The organism is Gordonia sp. NPDC127522 (genome assembly GCF_042672305.1).
GTDB classification, from domain to species: Bacteria; Actinomycetota; Actinomycetes; order Mycobacteriales; family Mycobacteriaceae; genus Gordonia; species Gordonia hongkongensis.
Genome location: NZ_JBHXVK010000010.1, coordinates 106,598 through 123,018, shown reverse-complemented (window position 1 = coordinate 123,018; position 16,421 = coordinate 106,598). Strand labels below are relative to the sequence as shown.

The window sequence follows — 16,421 nt, the reverse complement described above, 5'->3', positions numbered from 1 at the left end:
ATCACTTCTTGCCGGACAGCACGGCGTCGCGGGCCGCGGCGGCCGCATGGAGCTCGCGCTGATACAGGATTCCGTAGGTGAAACCGTTCTCTCCCTTGCGGATTCCCGCAGCAGCGCCCAGCTCCCGCAGGGTGCGGGCGGCAACGGCGGCATCCTGGTGTTCTCCCAGGACGGTCTGGATCTTCTTGTAGCGCTTGGCCTGCGCGCGACCGATCGAGCCGACGACGGGCGTGGCCAGCTCGCCGGCGTAACGGGCCCGTTTGGCCGCCTTGCGCGCCCGATGCAGATCCTCCTCGTGTCCGGAGGCGAGGGCTTGCCTCAATCGCTTGTCCGCCTTGCGCGCCGCGCGGGTGGCGATCTGACGGACCTGCTTCTTCGAGATCTGGTCGTCGACGAGCGGGACCGCCTCGTTCCAGGTCGTGAGGGTCGACAGCAGCCGGCGATACCGGTCCGATGTCATCTCGGTGGCGACGTTCTCTCGATGGTGATGCTGCTGAGCGGAGAGTTCCTCCTCGATCCGCGCCGCAACCGGTCCGAGCACGAGCTCGTCGGGCAGTTCGGCGAGGGCAGTGGCGAATCGTGCGCGCAGGACCTCCCGGTCGCGAACCTCGCCGAGAACCCCTGCGAACCATCGAAGTTCGTCGTCGAGTCCCACGAGGCCGCTCGGCTCGAACAGCGGTGCCGCGGTCCGCAGCGTGCTCCGGAGACGGCGGATGGCGACGCGAACGCCGTGCACCGGGTTCTCACCGCGACGCAGCGCGACATCGCCGGCGAAGATGGTCGCGATCTGCTCGTGGATGTAGTCCAGTGCGGCGGCAGCGGCCGGCGACGCCGAACCGGCGCGGTGCGGTGCCTCGTGACCGATGGCGCGCTCGTACGTCGACGACGCCGACGCCGGACGCGCGCCGGCCCCGACCATCCGTTTGCGTACCCCCTTGGGCACCGCATCCGACGACGCGGAGCGCACCGCGACCTCGCGCCAGGACGTGGCGGTGGCGACCGGGCCGGTGGCGGTTGCGGAGACGGTGTCGTCGATCACCTCGTAATCCGTCTCACCGTTCGCGTCGAGATGGCGGTGGCGGGTTCGGTGCGTGTGGACGATCGCCGCGACGCGAAGCGGTTTGCCGCCGCTCAGCCCCCAGAGGGCATCGGCGATCGTCGGCGGAACGGCCGTCGAGGGGGCGTCGATCCGTTCGGTGATGACCTCACCGGGGGAGGGGGTCACGACCCGCCAGCCGGCCGGACGCTCGTCACCGTCGTCCCCGTCGACGTAGACGACCGTGGTGCCGTGCGCGAGCAGGTCCCGGTCCTCGGTGTCGTAGTACGTGTCGCTGAAATCCGTCGACGAGATCTCGACGTCGCCGGGGTCACCGAGGTCCGGGATGGCGCTGTCGAGACCGAAATCCCAGGTGTCCGCGCAGGTGGTGTCGGTGTGCACTCCTCGCTCCTCACTCTCACTGTGTCGCTGACACACCGAGGGTGTCCGAACCGGACATTCGGTAAACGTCGCGGAGCGGAACGGTTGCCCTACGAGCGGTGGTAGAAACCGTCCTCGGAACGCGTGACCTGGCCGTGGCGCAGGAGCCGTTCGAGGTGGAGTTCGGCCGTCCGTTTCTCCACCGCGTCGACGAAGGGCAGCTGGACATGCGGGCGATACACCAGCCGCTCGGTGGCGATCCCCTCGACCGTGAGTGGGCGGCGCAGCAACTCCAGCAGGCGTTCCTCGCGTCGATGGATGACGGCCTCGTAGTCGGCGAGACGGGAGCGGAACTCGTCGGCGCCGGTGACCACGCCCTTCTGATGGAAGGTGCCGTACCAGCGGGCGTCGATGTCGCGCACTCGCGCGATCGACGCGAGGTAGTCGTCGACGCTGCTCCCCAGGTCACCGTACATCGGTCCGAACGAGGTGAGGTCGATGTCGGCGAGATAGAGAAAGCCCGTGGGTTCGACGAGGATGCCGGAATGCCCGGCGGTGTGCCCGGGCAGGTGGACGACCGTCGCGGTGACCCCGCCGAGTTCGAAGGCGTGTCCGTCCTCGACCCCGGCGGCCTCGGGGAAGCCGGACGTCAACCGGAAGGTGTCGCCGATCTGGGCGTCGACGCCGGCCCTCTCCTCGTCGGTCAGGCCGTAGTTGTCGAGGAGGACCTGCAGGGATCGCACGCCGTCGACGTCGGCGTGATGGGCGAACTTGTCCGCGGAGAAGTGCCGGAGGCCGGCGATGTGGTCCTCGTGGGCGTGGCTGATCATCACCGCGTCGGGATGCACGGGATCGTGATCGACCTCGAGGGAGGGATCGACCACCAGGGTCCCGGCGGAGCCGCGGACCACGACCGTGTTGCCGTAGGGAAACGCGCCGCCACGCGATGACGCGAGCACGGTCACCTCGTCGTAGCGGTTCTCGATGAAACTCGGTGCGAGGGTCACGTCGACTGCGTACCCCGGCGTGGGAATGCTGTCAACGGCGGGGTTCGTCGACGGAGTCATCCCGTGCGCCGGTCACCGCGCGAAGCCACAGCGGCACGATCAGCCACGCGAGAGAGAACGTCACGAGGGTGACGATGCCCGCGACCGCCGACGGAACCGGTCCGGCGGTCGCCCCGAAGACGACGGTGACCGCACCGGACAGGGCGAGTCCCAGCAGGCCGAGACCGGCGAACGAGAGGTAGTGCGCACAGGTGACGATCAGCGCGAGCTGGTGCTGACGGAACAGGGCCCGGTGCAGCGCCACGGGCGCCGCCAGGAGGATCGCGGCGCCCACCGCGCACGACACCGTGATCAGGTAGATCACTCGCAGAGTGCCGCCGAGTTCCTCGAAGCCGTCGTGAAATGGGAGGGTGAGCAGGAACCCGGTCAGGATCTGCACGCCGGTCTGCACGACCCGCAGCTCTTGCAGCAGTGAATTCCAATTGCGATCCAGCCGTTGGGTTTCCGTTTCGTCGCGCTGGGCGTGATTCCACGCGGCGTCGTCGGCGCCGGGTCCGGTGCGGTGGGTGTCCGGCGGACTGGTCACCTGCTCATCGTCGCACCGGTTGGTCTCGTCGAGCCGTGCGGTGGAGTCTCGAAGCGGTTACTGCCACGACGGACGGTCGGGAACGTCGATCGCGGCCGACGTCCCGTGGAACTGCGAGCAACCCGATGTGGCCTGGCGCGCGCGGCGTAACCGGAGGACGATCGGACCATGGCCACATCGATGGATGAGTTCACGATGTCCCAGCTGGGATCACTGCGCTGGGCGGACATGCGGCGACGGGTGCGCGCGTTGGTCGACGGAGAAGTCGTCGTCGACTCCGCGAGGGCCATCCAGGTGTGGGAGCCCTACCGGGTGGTCGGATGCTACGCGGTGCCCGTCTCCGATGTCGTTGCGCCGCTGAGCGATGCGCAGGCAGTCGACGCCGCCGACGATCACGGGCCGATCCTGACACCGGTCGATCCGTTCGAGGTGCACACGACGCCGGGTACGACCTGCGACCTCGTGGCCGGCGAACGGACGCTGGCCGGCGCCGCGTTCCGTCCGGAGGATGCCGATCTCGCCGGCCACGTCCTGCTGGACTGGGCGGCCTTCGACGAGTGGCGCGAAGAGGAGCAGACGGCGATCGGTCATCCGCACGATCCGTTTCAGCGCATCGACTGCCTCGACACCGTCAGACATGTGGTGGTATCGGTGGGAGGATCGGTCCTGGCGGACAGCCGACGCCCGACCCTGCTGCTCGAAACCCACCTGCCGCCCCGACACTATCTGCCGCGCGAGGACGTCCGGATGGATCTGCTCGTGCCGTCGGACACCGTCACGGTGTGCGCGTACAAGGGCAATGCGACCTACTGGTCGGCCGTCGTCGGCGATGAAGTCGTTCCCGATGTCGCATGGACCTACACCGATCCGCTGACCGACGCCGAGCCCGTCCGGGACCTCATCTGCTTCTACGACGAGCGGGTCGATCTGACTGTCGAAAGGTGATCAACACGAGGCAGAGTCGATCTCATCGAGATCAGAGTCCGCCCTCGTAGCGGTCCAGCCCGGAACCGCTCGCCTTCTTGTTGCGTCCGGTCGGCGCCTCCTTGGCGCTGCGCACCCACTTCCCGGTGCGGTCGAGGGTGGGCATCCGCTCGGAGAAGAACTTGCTGTAGCGGGTCGTCCCATCGACCTTCAACACACCGTCCTGGACGTCGATGTGTGCGACCGTCGCCCAGAACGAGTTCTTGCCGTTGCCGACATGGATGAGGATCTCGTCGCTGTCCGGCCCAGGCAGACCGTCCCTGCCCGGTCTGCCGTATCGGATCGCCACTCTGGGCCTGCCGAACTCGTCGATGGCGCCGGCCCCGTTGTCGACGGATTGGTAGACGTTGACGAGGAGATCGCCGTTCTCCTTCGGCAGGACCGTGACCTGCTCGACGGCGGGCTTCTTTCCTCGCCCCGGACCGCGGCTGTCGCCATGGTGCTCGATGAAGGGCCAACTGCGCAGGTCGCCACGATGCCCCTTCTCGCCGCTGATGACCACATACTGATGCGCGACCTCGTCACGGCAGAAGAAGTACACGTCGAGGTCACCCTTGCCGTACTTCGTCACCCGACCGTCGGCCCCGTACTCCGCGCCCCGCCCATCCCACTCGAGGCCCACGGTGAGAACCCAGTCCGACGACCCCTTGCGCAGGTCGATCGACGCGGTCTTGTCGCGGGAGTCCTTCGTGATGGAGACCTTGACCTTCGACAGATTGGCCGGCGGTGCTGCCGAAACCTGCTGTGGCCCAGTGTTCACTGGGGCGCCTGCCGACGAAGCGACGCGTTCGGGCGGTTGTTCCGGTGCGTCGTCGACGGTGATCCCGAAGTCGGTGGCGAATGCCGCCAGCCCCTGGCTGTAGCCCTGCCCGATCGCGTCGAGCTTCCACTGTCCGTTCCGGCGGTAGAACCCCACCAGCTGCAGGACCGTCTCGGTTCCGGGATCCGGTGGAGTGAACGTCCACGTGCCCGAACCCGAGATGGTCACCGTCAGCGAACCGATCTGCTCGAATGTCTTGTGCTGCGCCTCGGTACTCGCCGCGACGACGACCCGCTCGACGTCGGCGGGTACCGACGTCAGGTCGACCGCACACGAACTCGACCCTCGGAGCCGAACTCCGGAGGAAGCCGGGTTGTTGAAGAAGATCAGGTCGTCGTCGGTGCGGACCCTGTCGCCCGCCGTCAGGAGCACGGCGATGAGGTCGACGTCGTCGGGCGACGCGCTCGCGATCTCGACGAGGTGCGCGGTCGTGCTCAGGGTGGTCTTGGAGCCCTTGGTGAGCTCGTGCACAACGACTCCTCGGGATGGTGGCTGGACAGCCCCGATGGTAAGCGAGGTGCCGCCACCGGGCGCGCCGTCGGCCGACCGGGACCGCGGTCTGTCGGCTGTCGGAATGACGCACCGGCACAACGCTTGTCCGGTGCGTGCGCCGGAGCGCAGCTCAGCGCAGCGAATACCGGATCGGCAGGTGTTTGAGACCGCCGACGAACACGGTCGCGGCCAGTTCTGGCGTGCCGGCCAGTTCGATGGAGTGGAGCCGCGGGATCAGTTCGGCGAAGAAGCTCCGCATCTCCATCCGGGCCAGAGCGGCGCCGAGACAGAAGTGGACGCCGTAGCCGAACGACAGATGCTTGTTGGGGAACCGGCCGATGTCGAAGGTGAACGGGTCGTCGAAGACGTCCTCGTCCCGATTGCCCGAAGTGTAGGCGAGATAGACGGATTCGCCCCTGGCGATGGGCACACCGCGCACCGAGGTGTCCTCGGCAGCGGTGCGCATGAACTCCTTCACCGGTGTGGTCCACCGGATCATCTCCTCGACCGCGGTCCCCACGAGTTCGGGCTCGTGTCGAAGTCGTTCGAGTTCACCGGGGTTCTCGATCAGCGCCCGGAGGCCGCCGGAGATCGCGTCCTTGGTGGTGTCGTGCCCGGCGCTGGCCACGATCACGTAGTACGACGCGGTGTCGACGTCGGACAGGGGCTCGCCGTCGATGAGGCCGTTGGCGATGGCCGAGGCCAGGTCCTCGGTCGGGTGAGCGCGTCGGGACGCGGTCAGCTTGTTGAAGTAGGCGAAGAAGTCCAGCAGTGTCGCCATCCGTTCCTCGAGCGTTGCCCCTCGCCGGTATTCGACGTCGTCGGCGCCGAACAACTCCTGCGTCAGTTGGTGCATCCGCGGGAAGTCCTCTTCGGGGAGGCCCAGCAGCGACAGGATCACGTACAGCGGGAAGCCGACCGCGACCTCTTCGACGAAGTCGCACTCGGGTCCGATGTCGCGCATCCGGTCGACGTAGCGCATCGCGAGCTCGTCGACGCGGGCCTGCAAGTCGCGCAGGGCTTTCGGGCGGAACCAGTCGGCGCCGATGGCGCGGACCTTGCGGTGGTGCGGGTCGTCCATGTGGATCAGGGTGCGCAGTCCGGCACCGGACTCCAGCTGAGCACGTGCCACATCGTCGGCGGCCGCGGTGGTCAACACCGGACGCGGCTCGCTGAGCCACAGGTTGTTGTCGCGCTCGATGTCCATGATGTCGGCGTGCTTGGTGATGGCGAAGAACGGCCGGTAGGGGCCGTGGTCGACGCGCGGAACCGGATTGTGTGCCCGCAAGTGGGCCATTGCGGCGTGCAGTCGCGGCTCGTCGGTGTAGGCCCTGGCGTCAGCGAAGATGTTCTCGGCGTCGTCGGTCATGCTCTTGTCCACGCTGCTTGTCGGCACCGTTGTCCTTCCGTCGAGGGGCGATCGCTGTCGAGTGTCCGATATCGGCGTGTTCCAGATCGGCGGAATGACGAACCTGACCGTATTTCGCCTGTCTCCCGTACGTGAGCAGCGTCCGACCGCCGGTAGGGTCCACGGTTTTGCGGTGGAGCCGCGGGCTGATCCACGACCGCCGGCTCCGGCCGCGGCAGTGATCGCACCACATGTTCGAGCCGTCGACGACTGGCCGAACCGCGAACCGGCGCCGACGTCAGGTCTGCCATTCGAACGACATCCGCGTCGCGGACCGGGGCAGCGAGAATCGCTCGCGATGGACCGCGATTGCCTCTCTGCTCGAAACGCACTGCCTCGCAATGGCACTGGATGCACAAGTGAGTGGCGGAAACCGGTAGTTTGGTTGGTTAACATATAAAGCACTATCGCAGAACGCAATTCGCGCCTACTCTGAGATCCGAATCAGTCGTCGACAGGTGGTTTCCATGTCCATGCCAACCGGATCGATCAACTATCCGAGACCGCCGATTGTGTCTATGCCACTACGGCAGAGGCTTGAAGGATTTCGCCAGTACCATCGCGGAGCCGAGATGTTCCGGGACGCCGTCGGGCCGGTGGCCACGGTACGAGTGGCTCCGGCCTGGATGATGGCACCGACGGTCTGGGTATCGTCGCCTCAGGGCGCGCACGATGTTCTGGGCGCACGGCGCGGCGCGGTGGACAAGGTTGCACCGACCCATGTTCAGGCGCGAAAAGTGCTCGGTCCGAACCTGTTCGATCTCGACGATCGCGCCTGGCTCCCACGGCGACGCGCGATCCAACCGGTCTTCACCAAGCAAGGAGTGCGGAACTACGCGGGCGAGATGTCGGGGGCGGCGATGACGGAGATCACCAAATGGGGCACGGCGGCAGAGGTCGACTTGGATCACGTGTCGCGCATGATCACCATCGACGCGCTCGCCCGGTCCGTTCTGGGTGCCGGGCTGGACGAGCCGGATGAAGTGGGCAGAGAGGTGCGGACTCTCATCACGATGGTCGCCGATCGATCGACACGGCCCTTGAACCCGCCCTACTGGCTGCCGACGCCGGCCAATCGGCGCGCCCATGCTGCGGCTGAACGACTCCGTGGCCGCGCAAGGGCGATCGTCCAGCGGTGTCGCGACCACCCGGACACCGGTGCTTGCCTGGTGCACGCCCTCCTCGACGCGCGTGACCCGGCGACCGGGCGTCCGCTCGACGACGACACCATCGTCGATGAACTGGTCATCTTCATCGGAGCCGGACACGAGACGACCGCGACGACCCTGGCCTACGCCCTCTGGCAGCTCGGCAGGCACCAGGACTTTCAGGATCGGGTGCGGCAGGAGGCGTCCGGCATCGGGGGAGGCGTACCGACCCCCGACGACCTCGGCGCGCTGTCGTACACGACGCAGGTCGTGCACGAGGCTCTGCGGTTGTTTCCCCCGGCGCCGGCTCTGGCCCGCATGGTGACCCAGGACCTCGTCGTCGACGGTTTTCAGGTGTCGGCCGGCCACATCGCCATCGTGGGAGTGTATGCGCTCCAACGTGATACCGATCTGTGGCCGGATCCGCTGACGTTCGATCCTGATCGATTCGAACCGACTGCGATGAAGAGCATCGATCGGTGGAGCTACCTCCCTTTCGGCGCCGGCCGTCGGTCGTGCATCGGAGACCACTTCGCGATGCTGGAGGCGGTACTCGCGTTGGCAACAATCATCCGTGAGGTCCATGTGGAGTCGCGCTCAGAGGAATTCCCGATGGCGCTCCCATTCACCGCTGTCGCGGCCGAACCGGTCATTGCCGAGGTCACGGCCCGGCCGGATCGTGGGAGGGCGGGGGCGACAGCAGTACGGGGGTGACAACAGCACGGGGTGAACCGCCAATCCGGGATGAATCGGGTGCCGAATGGCAGACCATGAGCGCCCAGGCCGAATCAGGCGAGGACACGTCCGCGTCGCCCCGTTGTGACGGCGCGACGACCGCCGACTCCACCAGCGAGTACCTGCCGATCGCCGACCACGGCGTCATCGGGGACCTGCGTACCGCGGCCGTCGTGGGAGTCGACGGTCGGATCGACTGGTTCTGTTGTCCGCGGTTCGACTCGCCGAGTGTGTTCGGCTCGCTGCTCGACGCCCGACGCGGCGGTGCCTGGACTGTGGAACCCATCGACGGAGAGGTCACCACGCGGCAGTTCTACCTCCCCGACTCCAACGTGCTCGTCACCCGCTTCCTGAGCGAGGACGGTGTCGCCGAGGTCCAGGACCTCATGCCGATCGCGCGCCCGCACGATCCCGACCATCGCACGCGGATCATCCGTCGGGTCTCCTGCGTGCGCGGCTCCGTGGAGTTCCGCGTGACGGTTGCGCCGCGGTTCGACTACGGCCGCGAGGCGCACACCGTCGTCGTCGAGAACGAACGCAGTCTCCGTTTCGAGACCGACGACCTGGTGCTGCATCTCGCCTCGACGGTCGATGTCGACACCGTCGACGACCGGGATGCACAGGCCCACTTCACCGTCGAGACCGGTCAGTGCGTGACGTTCGTCCTCGCCCCCGACCCCATCGGGTCGGAAGTGCTCGACCACGACAGTTCTCCCGCCGTCGTCGCCGCGACGGTCGCATTCTGGCAGGACTGGGTCTCGCGCTCCTCCTACACGGGCCGGTGGCGGGAGATGGTGCACCGGTCGGCGCTCACGCTCAAACTGCTCACGCACGAACCGTCAGGGGCGGTGGTGTCCGCGGTGACCGCCGCGCTCCCCGAAGAGATCGGCGGCGAACGGAACTGGGATTACCGCTACGTGTGGATCCGCGATGCCGCCTTCACGCTCTACGCGCTGTTGCGGCTGGGTTTCACCGACGAGGCGGGCGCCTTCATGGACTGGCTGACCTGCCGATTCGACGACGGCGCCGACGAATCCGGAGATCTGGGGCCGCTGCGGTTGATGTACACCGTCGACGGGGATCCGCCGCCGAAGGAGACCGAACTCGACCACTGGGAGGGTTACCGGCAGACCTCGCCGGTGTTGGTCGGAAACGCCGCCGCCGACCAGCTCCAGCTGGACATCTACGGCGAGCTCATCGACTCGGTGTACCTGTACAACAAGTACGGACCGGGGATCTCCTACGGGTCCTGGACGCATCTGTGCACGGTGGCGGGATGGCTCGTCGACAACTGGGATCGTCCGGACCAGAGCATCTGGGAGGTGCGGAGCAAGCCGCAGGACTACGTCTACTCGCGAGTGATGTCGTGGGTGGCCCTCGAGCGGATGATCCGGATGAGTCGGCAGCGCGGTCTACCGGGCGACGTCGCCGGTTGGATGAAGGCCCGCGACGACATCTTCCTGCAGATCATGGAGCGGGGCTGGAACGATGACGTGGGGGCGTTCGTCCAGACGCTCGACTCCGATCGGCTCGACGCCGCGCTGTTGCTCATCCCCGCCGTGAAGTTGTTGTCGCCCACCGATGATCGGTTCCTCCGCACGCTCGAGCGGATCGAGGAAGAACTGGTGAGCGACTCCCTGGTGTTCCGGTACGACACCGACGGCGGGCACGACGGGCTCGACGGTGCCGAGGGGACGTTCTCCCTGTGCTCGTTCTGGTATGTCGAAGCACTCACCCGCGTCGGCCGCCTGGCCGACGCCCGGCTGGCCCTGGAGAAGATGTTCACCCACGCCAATCACCTCGGCCTGTACGCCGAGCAAGTGGGCCTGACGGGGGAACAACTGGGCAACATGCCGCAGGCATTCACCCACCTCGCACTCATCAGCGCGGCCATCAATCTCGACCGACGGCTTGGTGATTGAGCCGAGCGCCACGGGATCCGGTTGCGGTTTGTACCGGTGACCGGGACAAACCGCAACCGGATCTCATGTGCGCGTTCAGATCCAGCCGGACCCGCCGCACAGGTCGTCGGCGGCCGCGGGGCCCGTGGACCCCGCCGCATACGGTTGCGGTGCGGGCGGATTCGCCAGCACCGGTGCGGCCACCTCCCACACGTGGGCGAGGCCGTCGGGTCGGGTGAACAGCGACCGATCGCCGCGCAGCACGTCGACGATGAGTCGGGCATAGGGCGACAGACCGTCGGCCACCTCGTCGAGTTGTTCGGTCATGTGCGCCACGGAGAGGTCGGTGCCGGACCCCGGTTCCTTGATCGTGACCGCCAGGTCGATGGCACCGTCGCCGGCCAGGTCGAAGGTCAGCACGGTGCCGTCCTTCGGGGTGTCGGTCAGCGGACCGTCGGCAGGGGAGCGGAACACGAGGCTGAGACGCTGGGAGCTGTGGTCGAGCATCTTGCCGGTCCGCAGCAGGAACGGGACGCCGTGCCAGCGGTCGGTGTCGACCCACAGACGCACGGCCGCGAATGTCTCCGTGGTGGAGTCCGCGGGGATGCCGTCGGTGTCGCGGTATCCCTCGTACTGGCCGAAGACCACCTCGGCGGGGTCCAGTGGTCGGAAGGCCGCGATCACCGACTCCCGCGCGTCGAGCAGGTCGTCGGCGCCGAGCGAGACCGGTGGTTCCATCGCGACTTCGGCCGCCACCTGGAACAGGTGGGTGACGATCATGTCCAGGAATGCGCCGGTGGCGTCGTAGAAGGCGGCGCGGTCGGCGATGTCGAGGGTCTCCGGTACGTCGATCTGGACTTCCGCCACGTGTTCGCGGTTCCACACCCCCGAGAACAACCCGTTGGCGAAACGGAGGACGTGCAGGTTCTGGGTGCTCTCCTTCCCCAGGAAGTGGTCGATCCGGTAGATCTGCTTCTCGTCCAGGGATTCGTGGACCGCCTCGTCGAGGGCCTGGAAACCGTCGGGGGACGTACCGAACGGCTTCTCGTAGACCACTCGAGAGCCCTCCGCGAGATCGTGCGCGGCAATGGCTTTCGTGTAGTCGACGAAGGTGGTCGGTGGGAGGGCCAGATAGTGGACCAGTTGAGCACCGTCACCGGCGGCGTCACGGGCCGCGTCGATCACCTCTGGCAGACGGCCGGGGTCGTCGACGGTGAACCCGCCGCCGGCGAAGCGGATGGTCTCGGCGAACGCTTCCCATTCGTCCGATGACACCGAACCGTCCGGACCGAATTCCTCGATCGCGTCCTTCACATGTTGCCGGAATTCATCGTCGGTCCGGTCGCCTCGTCCGTTGCCGACGAGCTGCCATCCGTCGGGGAGCAGGTCTCGCCGGTGGAGTTCGTACAACGATGGCAGGACCATCCGCTTGGCGAGATCGCCGGTCGACCCGAAGAGGATGAAGGTCACCGGCCCGGTGGAGTTGTCTGTGGTCACCCAATCCATATTGCGCGAACAGATGTGCAGAGTGCGGGATGTGTGCTGGATTCCGTTACCGATCCCGCACTGTGGATGTCAGCGGATCCTGCGCCGCCGGCCACATCTAGTCCTGCGAAAGGTCCTGGCAGGGGGAGCGCAGACACCACGGCAGGGCGTAACGCGACGGGAACGACGTACCTGTCGCCCTCGAGCGTCAGCCAGCCTTCGTCGATGTACAACTCGAGCCGACGATGGATTGCCTCGACGAGCAACTCGCTGAGTCCGAGTTTGGGAACCCAGGCGTCGATCTCGACGATACTCAGCGGTGAATCGCCGAGTCCGCTTATGACCACGCCGATCACCGACGACGAGAAGTCGATGTCGGGGTTGTATTCCCGAGGAAAGCCGGACCGAACCCAGGCGGTGAGACCCACCCGCAGCACGTCGATCCGGGGCTCTTCCCGCCACAGATGGGCCGCGCGCCCGGGACGTGCGCTCGAGGTGTTGACTTCGACGATCTCGAGGACCTGGGCAAACTCCCACAGGTCATGTAACGACGCGACGTTGCTCATGCTCTTGACGTGAGCGGGGAAGTCGATGTCGAGTCGGCGGGCGAGGTCGCGGGCATCGGCCGGTGTCAGCCACCGACTCTGCGTGGTGGGGCGGTGCGGACCCAGCCAGTCCAACAGTCCGGTGACCCGCCGGACCGGCTGTGTGCCCATGAGGGCAGCGCGTTCGGTGGCCTCGTCGACCTCCTCGATTCTCGTGGTCCGCAACTCGAGCCCGGAGACAAGGGCAAACTGCTCGGCCGCATAGCCCGATACGGCTTCGGTGCCGAGCCACATGCCGGTCTCGACCAGGTAGCGGCGCATCGTCTCGATCGCGATGGCGAGCGCTTTGGCGTCCTGCTGCTGGTTCGACTCGATGTGGCTGAGCATCGACACCATGGTGTCGACGTCGTCGGTGGTCCAGGTGAGCGGATCGAAACCGGGGTTCGTCTGCCCGACGGCGTCGAGCACGATGAACGCGTACGCCCCGATGTGGGTGACAGCTTCCTCGTCGCCGGGGAAGACTTCATCGCGGAGCCACGACTTGAATGATTCGGGAGCAACGTGTCGCCTTGCGGTGCCGAAGAGCGATACCACGTTGGAGTGGTTGCCACTGCCGGAGTCGTGTTTGCGCTTACGTTGGGCGCGCCGCTTCTTCTTGTCGCGTTCCGTCGGGGCTGTGGCGCCGGGTCCCGAGCCTGGACGGCTGTGAGGGCGGCGGATCGCCAACCTCCGACATCCTGATGCGAGTGGGCTATGTCACAAAAACATCAGACATGAGCGGAATGCACTCAACTCTGTTGGCGTTGTAGACCGCGTATGGCTCATACTTGAGCCTGTTGGACTTAAGAGAAAGGTGCACGCGAGTGGACAGCTTCACCCCCACCACCAAGACGCAGCAAGCATTGAGTTCTGCTGTGCAGGCGGCGGCCAGTGCTGGCAACCCCGACGTGCGACCGGCCCACATCCTCGTGGCACTGCTCGATCAGTCCGACGGCATCGCGTCGCCGCTGCTCAAGGCAGTGGGCGTGGACCCGTCGAGCGTTCGTGCGCAGGCCCAGGCATTGGTCGATCGCATGCCGACGGTGTCCGGCGCCAGCTCGACGCCTCAACTATCCCGCGAATCGATCGCGGCCGTCACCGCAGCCCAGCAGCTGGCCGGTGAACTCGACGACGAGTACGTCTCGACCGAGCACGTCGTCGTCGGCCTGGCGACCGGTGACTCCGACGTCGCCAAACTGCTGCACAACCTCGGTGCGACTCCGCAGGCTCTGCGCGAGGCCTTCGTCGCCGTGCGCGGCAGCGCACGGGTCACCTCCGAGGACCCCGAATCGACCTACCAGGCTCTCGAGAAGTACTCGACCGACCTGACCGCGGCCGCCCGCGAAGGCAAGCTCGACCCGGTCATCGGTCGCGACACCGAGATCCGGCGCGTCGTGCAGGTGCTCAGCCGGCGGACCAAGAACAACCCGGTCCTCATCGGTGAGCCCGGCGTCGGCAAGACCGCCATCGTCGAAGGCCTCGCCCAGCGCATCGTCGCCGGCGACGTGCCGGAGTCGTTGCGCAACAAGACCGTCATCTCCCTCGACATGGGTTCGATGGTCGCCGGTGCGAAGTACCGCGGCGAGTTCGAGGAGCGGCTCAAGGCCGTGCTCGACGAGATCAAGGGTTCGGCCGGACAGGTCATCACCTTCATCGACGAGCTGCACACGATCGTCGGAGCCGGTGCGACAGGCGATTCCGCGATGGACGCCGGCAACATGATCAAGCCGATGCTCGCCCGTGGTGAGCTGCGGCTGGTCGGTGCCACAACCCTCGAGGAGTACCGCAAGTACATCGAGAAGGACGCCGCTCTCGAGCGTCGCTTCCAGCAGGTGTACGTCGGCGAGCCGTCGGTCGAAGACGCCATCGGTATCCTCCGCGGCCTCAAGGACCGGTACGAGGTGCACCACGGCGTGCGCATCACCGACTCCGCATTGGTCGCTGCCGCATCGCTTTCCGATCGCTACATCACCTCGCGGTTCCTGCCGGACAAGGCCATCGACCTTGTCGACGAGGCCGCGTCGCGGTTGCGGATGGAGATCGACTCGCGCCCCGTCGAGATCGACGAGGTCGAGCGGATCGTCCGCCGTCTCGAAGTCGAGGAGGTCGCCTTGCAGAAGGAGACCGACGCGGCGTCGAAGGAGCGGCTCGAGAAGCTGCGCGCCGAACTCGCCGACCAGAAGGAGAAGCTCAACGAGCTCTCCGCCCGGTGGCAGTCGGAGAAGACCGCGATCGACGCGGTCCGAGACCTCAAGGAGGAGCTGGAAAGGCTTCGCGGCGAGGCTGATCGCGCGGAGCGCGACGGTGATCTCGGACGCGCCGCCGAGCTGCGGTACGGTCGCGTCCCCGGACTGGAGAAGGAACTCGAGGCCGCGATCGAGAAGACCGGCACGGATCCGTCTCAGGATGTGATGCTGCAGGAGGAGGTCGGACCCGACGACGTGGCCCAGGTCGTGTCGGCGTGGACCGGAATCCCGGCCGGACGCATGCTCGAAGGCGAGACCGCCAAGCTGCTGCGCATGGAAGAGGAACTGGGACAACGGGTCATCGGCCAGAAGGACGCGGTGCAGGCGGTGTCCGACGCGGTGCGTCGTGCCCGCGCGGGCGTCGCGGACCCGAACCGGCCGCTCGGCTCGTTCATGTTCCTCGGCCCCACCGGCGTCGGCAAGACCGAACTCGCCAAGGCGCTTGCCGAGTTCCTGTTCGACGACGAGCGGGCGATGGTCCGCATCGACATGAGCGAGTACGGCGAGAAGCACAGCGTGGCACGGCTCGTCGGTGCTCCGCCCGGCTACGTCGGGTACGAGGCCGGCGGTCAGCTGACCGAGGCGGTGCGGCGTCGTCCGTACACGGTGGTCCTGTTCGACGAGATCGAGAAGGCCCACCCGGACGTGTTCGACGTGCTGCTGCAGGTGCTGGACGAAGGTCGCCTGACCGACGGCCAGGGCCGGACGGTGGACTTCCGCAACACCATCCTGATCCTCACCTCGAACCTCGGTGCGGGTGGCGACAAGGATCACGTGATGATGGCGGTGCGGTCGGCGTTCAAGCCAGAGTTCATCAACCGTCTCGACGACGTGGTGATCTTCGACGCCCTGAGCCCGGAGGAACTGGTGTCGATCGTCGACATCCAGCTCGGCCAGCTCAAGAAGCGCCTGGCGCAGCGTCGCCTCGACCTCGAGGTGTCGACCAAGGCCAAGGAATGGCTGGGCGCACGCGGATTCGACCCGCTGTACGGTGCTCGCCCGCTGCGCCGGCTGGTGCAGCAGGCCATCGGTGACCAGCTCGCCAAGCAACTGCTCGCCGGAGACATCCGCGACGGGGACGTGGTGCCGGTCAACGTCAGTGCTGACGGCGAATCGTTGGTACTCGGCTGAGTTCGTGAATGACAAGTGAATGACAAGGGACCCATCCTTCGGGATGGGTCCCTTTGTCTGCGTCGGCTACGGATGTGGGAAGCGGTCGAGGTTGTCCTCTACCCACAGGCGCAATGCGTCCAGCGGCCCGGCGGCGTCCAGCCCGAGTTCCGTCAGTTCGTATTCGACGTGCAGCGGGACCGCCGGATAGACGGTACGGGTGAGCATCCCGGCTGTCTCCAACCGACGCAGAGTCGCCGTGAGGACTTTGGGGCTGATCCCGTCCAGCCGCACGCGGAGCTCTCCGAACCGCATCGGTCGATCGCGTAGGGCGCCGATGACGAGGGCGCTCCACTTGTCGGCGAGAAGATCGAGCATCCCTCGGCAGGGACACGATGCAGAGTAGGCGTCTCCGCGATGGGACTGCAGCGACATGGCGTCAACCTCTATGCTTTCCGAAGGATACTAGGACACCTTGTGGGTAACTGGGGTCGTCGA

The 16,421-nt window shown here is 66.7% G+C and carries 12 protein-coding genes; 4 read left to right on the top strand and 8 right to left on the bottom strand.

The window, feature by feature from the left end; translation table 11 throughout:
* Position 1: 1 nt before the first annotated feature.
* The 3 genes from ACFVHY_RS16555 to ACFVHY_RS16545 form a co-directional block, all read right to left on the bottom strand.
* A complete protein-coding gene (locus ACFVHY_RS16555; protein WP_390273777.1) occupies positions 2 to 1,438 on the bottom strand; it encodes a CHAD domain-containing protein in 1,437 nt (478 codons plus the stop codon).
* 89 nt (positions 1,439 to 1,527) lie between these two features.
* Positions 1,528 to 2,424, bottom strand: coding sequence for an MBL fold metallo-hydrolase (locus tag ACFVHY_RS16550; RefSeq protein ID WP_390273774.1), 897 nt, complete (start codon positions 2,422 to 2,424; stop codon positions 1,528 to 1,530).
* 31 nt (positions 2,425 to 2,455) lie between these two features.
* On the bottom strand, positions 2,456 to 3,010 hold the full coding sequence (locus tag ACFVHY_RS16545; RefSeq protein ID WP_390273772.1) for a DUF6328 family protein: 555 nt from the start codon (positions 3,008 to 3,010) through the stop codon (positions 2,456 to 2,458).
* A gap of 168 nt (positions 3,011 to 3,178) precedes the next feature.
* Here ACFVHY_RS16545 and ACFVHY_RS16540 point away from each other — a divergent pair, with 168 nt between their 5' ends.
* Complete coding sequence (locus tag ACFVHY_RS16540; protein ID WP_390273770.1) at positions 3,179 to 3,955, top strand: DUF427 domain-containing protein; 777 nt, start codon at positions 3,179 to 3,181, stop codon at positions 3,953 to 3,955.
* Between the two features lie 31 nt (positions 3,956 to 3,986).
* Here the strand turns inward: ACFVHY_RS16540 and ACFVHY_RS16535 are convergent, their stop codons facing one another.
* The gene (locus tag ACFVHY_RS16535) at positions 3,987 to 5,285 is read right to left on the bottom strand and encodes a TerD family protein (RefSeq protein WP_390273767.1); all 1,299 of its coding nucleotides are present in this window, start codon (positions 5,283 to 5,285) and stop codon (positions 3,987 to 3,989) included.
* Between the two features lie 151 nt (positions 5,286 to 5,436).
* The gene (locus ACFVHY_RS16530) at positions 5,437 to 6,675 is read right to left on the bottom strand and encodes a cytochrome P450 (RefSeq protein ID WP_390273824.1); all 1,239 of its coding nucleotides are present in this window, start codon (positions 6,673 to 6,675) and stop codon (positions 5,437 to 5,439) included.
* 506 nt (positions 6,676 to 7,181) lie between these two features.
* Between ACFVHY_RS16530 and ACFVHY_RS16525 the strand changes: the two genes are divergently transcribed.
* Positions 7,182 to 8,576: a cytochrome P450 gene (locus tag ACFVHY_RS16525; protein WP_390273765.1), complete on the top strand. Its 1,395-nt coding sequence runs from the start codon at positions 7,182 to 7,184 to the stop codon at positions 8,574 to 8,576.
* Between the two features lie 56 nt (positions 8,577 to 8,632).
* Entirely contained in the window at positions 8,633 to 10,519 is a 1,887-nt protein-coding gene (locus ACFVHY_RS16520; RefSeq protein ID WP_390273763.1) for a glycoside hydrolase family 15 protein, read from the top strand.
* Positions 10,520 to 10,594: 75 nt separating this feature from the next.
* Here the strand turns inward: ACFVHY_RS16520 and ACFVHY_RS16515 are convergent, their stop codons facing one another.
* Together ACFVHY_RS16515 and ACFVHY_RS16510 are read right to left on the bottom strand one after the other, a co-directional pair.
* Positions 10,595 to 11,995, bottom strand: coding sequence for a glucose-6-phosphate dehydrogenase (NADP(+)) (locus ACFVHY_RS16515; RefSeq protein WP_390273761.1), 1,401 nt, complete (start codon positions 11,993 to 11,995; stop codon positions 10,595 to 10,597).
* Complete coding sequence (locus ACFVHY_RS16510) at positions 11,992 to 13,254, bottom strand: hypothetical protein (RefSeq protein ID WP_390273759.1); 1,263 nt, start codon at positions 13,252 to 13,254, stop codon at positions 11,992 to 11,994. The genes ACFVHY_RS16515 and ACFVHY_RS16510 overlap by 4 nt, the downstream gene beginning before the upstream one ends.
* 137 nt (positions 13,255 to 13,391) lie before the next feature.
* Between ACFVHY_RS16510 and clpB the strand changes: the two genes are divergently transcribed.
* The gene (clpB, locus tag ACFVHY_RS16505; RefSeq protein ID WP_390273756.1) at positions 13,392 to 15,944 is read left to right on the top strand and encodes an ATP-dependent chaperone ClpB; all 2,553 of its coding nucleotides are present in this window, start codon (positions 13,392 to 13,394) and stop codon (positions 15,942 to 15,944) included.
* A 66-nt stretch (positions 15,945 to 16,010) separates the two neighbouring features.
* On the opposite strand, the gene ACFVHY_RS16500 is transcribed toward clpB, so the two are convergent.
* Positions 16,011 to 16,358 (bottom strand): winged helix-turn-helix transcriptional regulator, encoded by a 348-nt coding sequence (locus ACFVHY_RS16500; protein WP_390273754.1) that lies wholly within the window; start codon positions 16,356 to 16,358, stop codon positions 16,011 to 16,013.
* Between the last annotated feature and the right edge of the window lie 63 nt (positions 16,359 to 16,421).

Bases quoted from the DNA above. Each gene is read 5' to 3' on its own strand.
- ACFVHY_RS16520 (WP_390273763.1), top strand. From the start codon at position 8,633: ATGAGCGCCCAGGCCGAATCAGGCGAGGACACGTCCGCGTCGCCCCGT.
- ACFVHY_RS16530 (WP_390273824.1), bottom strand. From the start codon at position 6,675: ATGACCGACGACGCCGAGAACATCTTCGCTGACGCCAGGGCCTACACC.
- ACFVHY_RS16540 (WP_390273770.1), top strand. From the start codon at position 3,179: ATGGCCACATCGATGGATGAGTTCACGATGTCCCAGCTGGGATCACTG.
- ACFVHY_RS16500 (WP_390273754.1), bottom strand. From the start codon at position 16,358: ATGTCGCTGCAGTCCCATCGCGGAGACGCCTACTCTGCATCGTGTCCC.
- ACFVHY_RS16525 (WP_390273765.1), top strand. From the start codon at position 7,182: ATGTCCATGCCAACCGGATCGATCAACTATCCGAGACCGCCGATTGTG.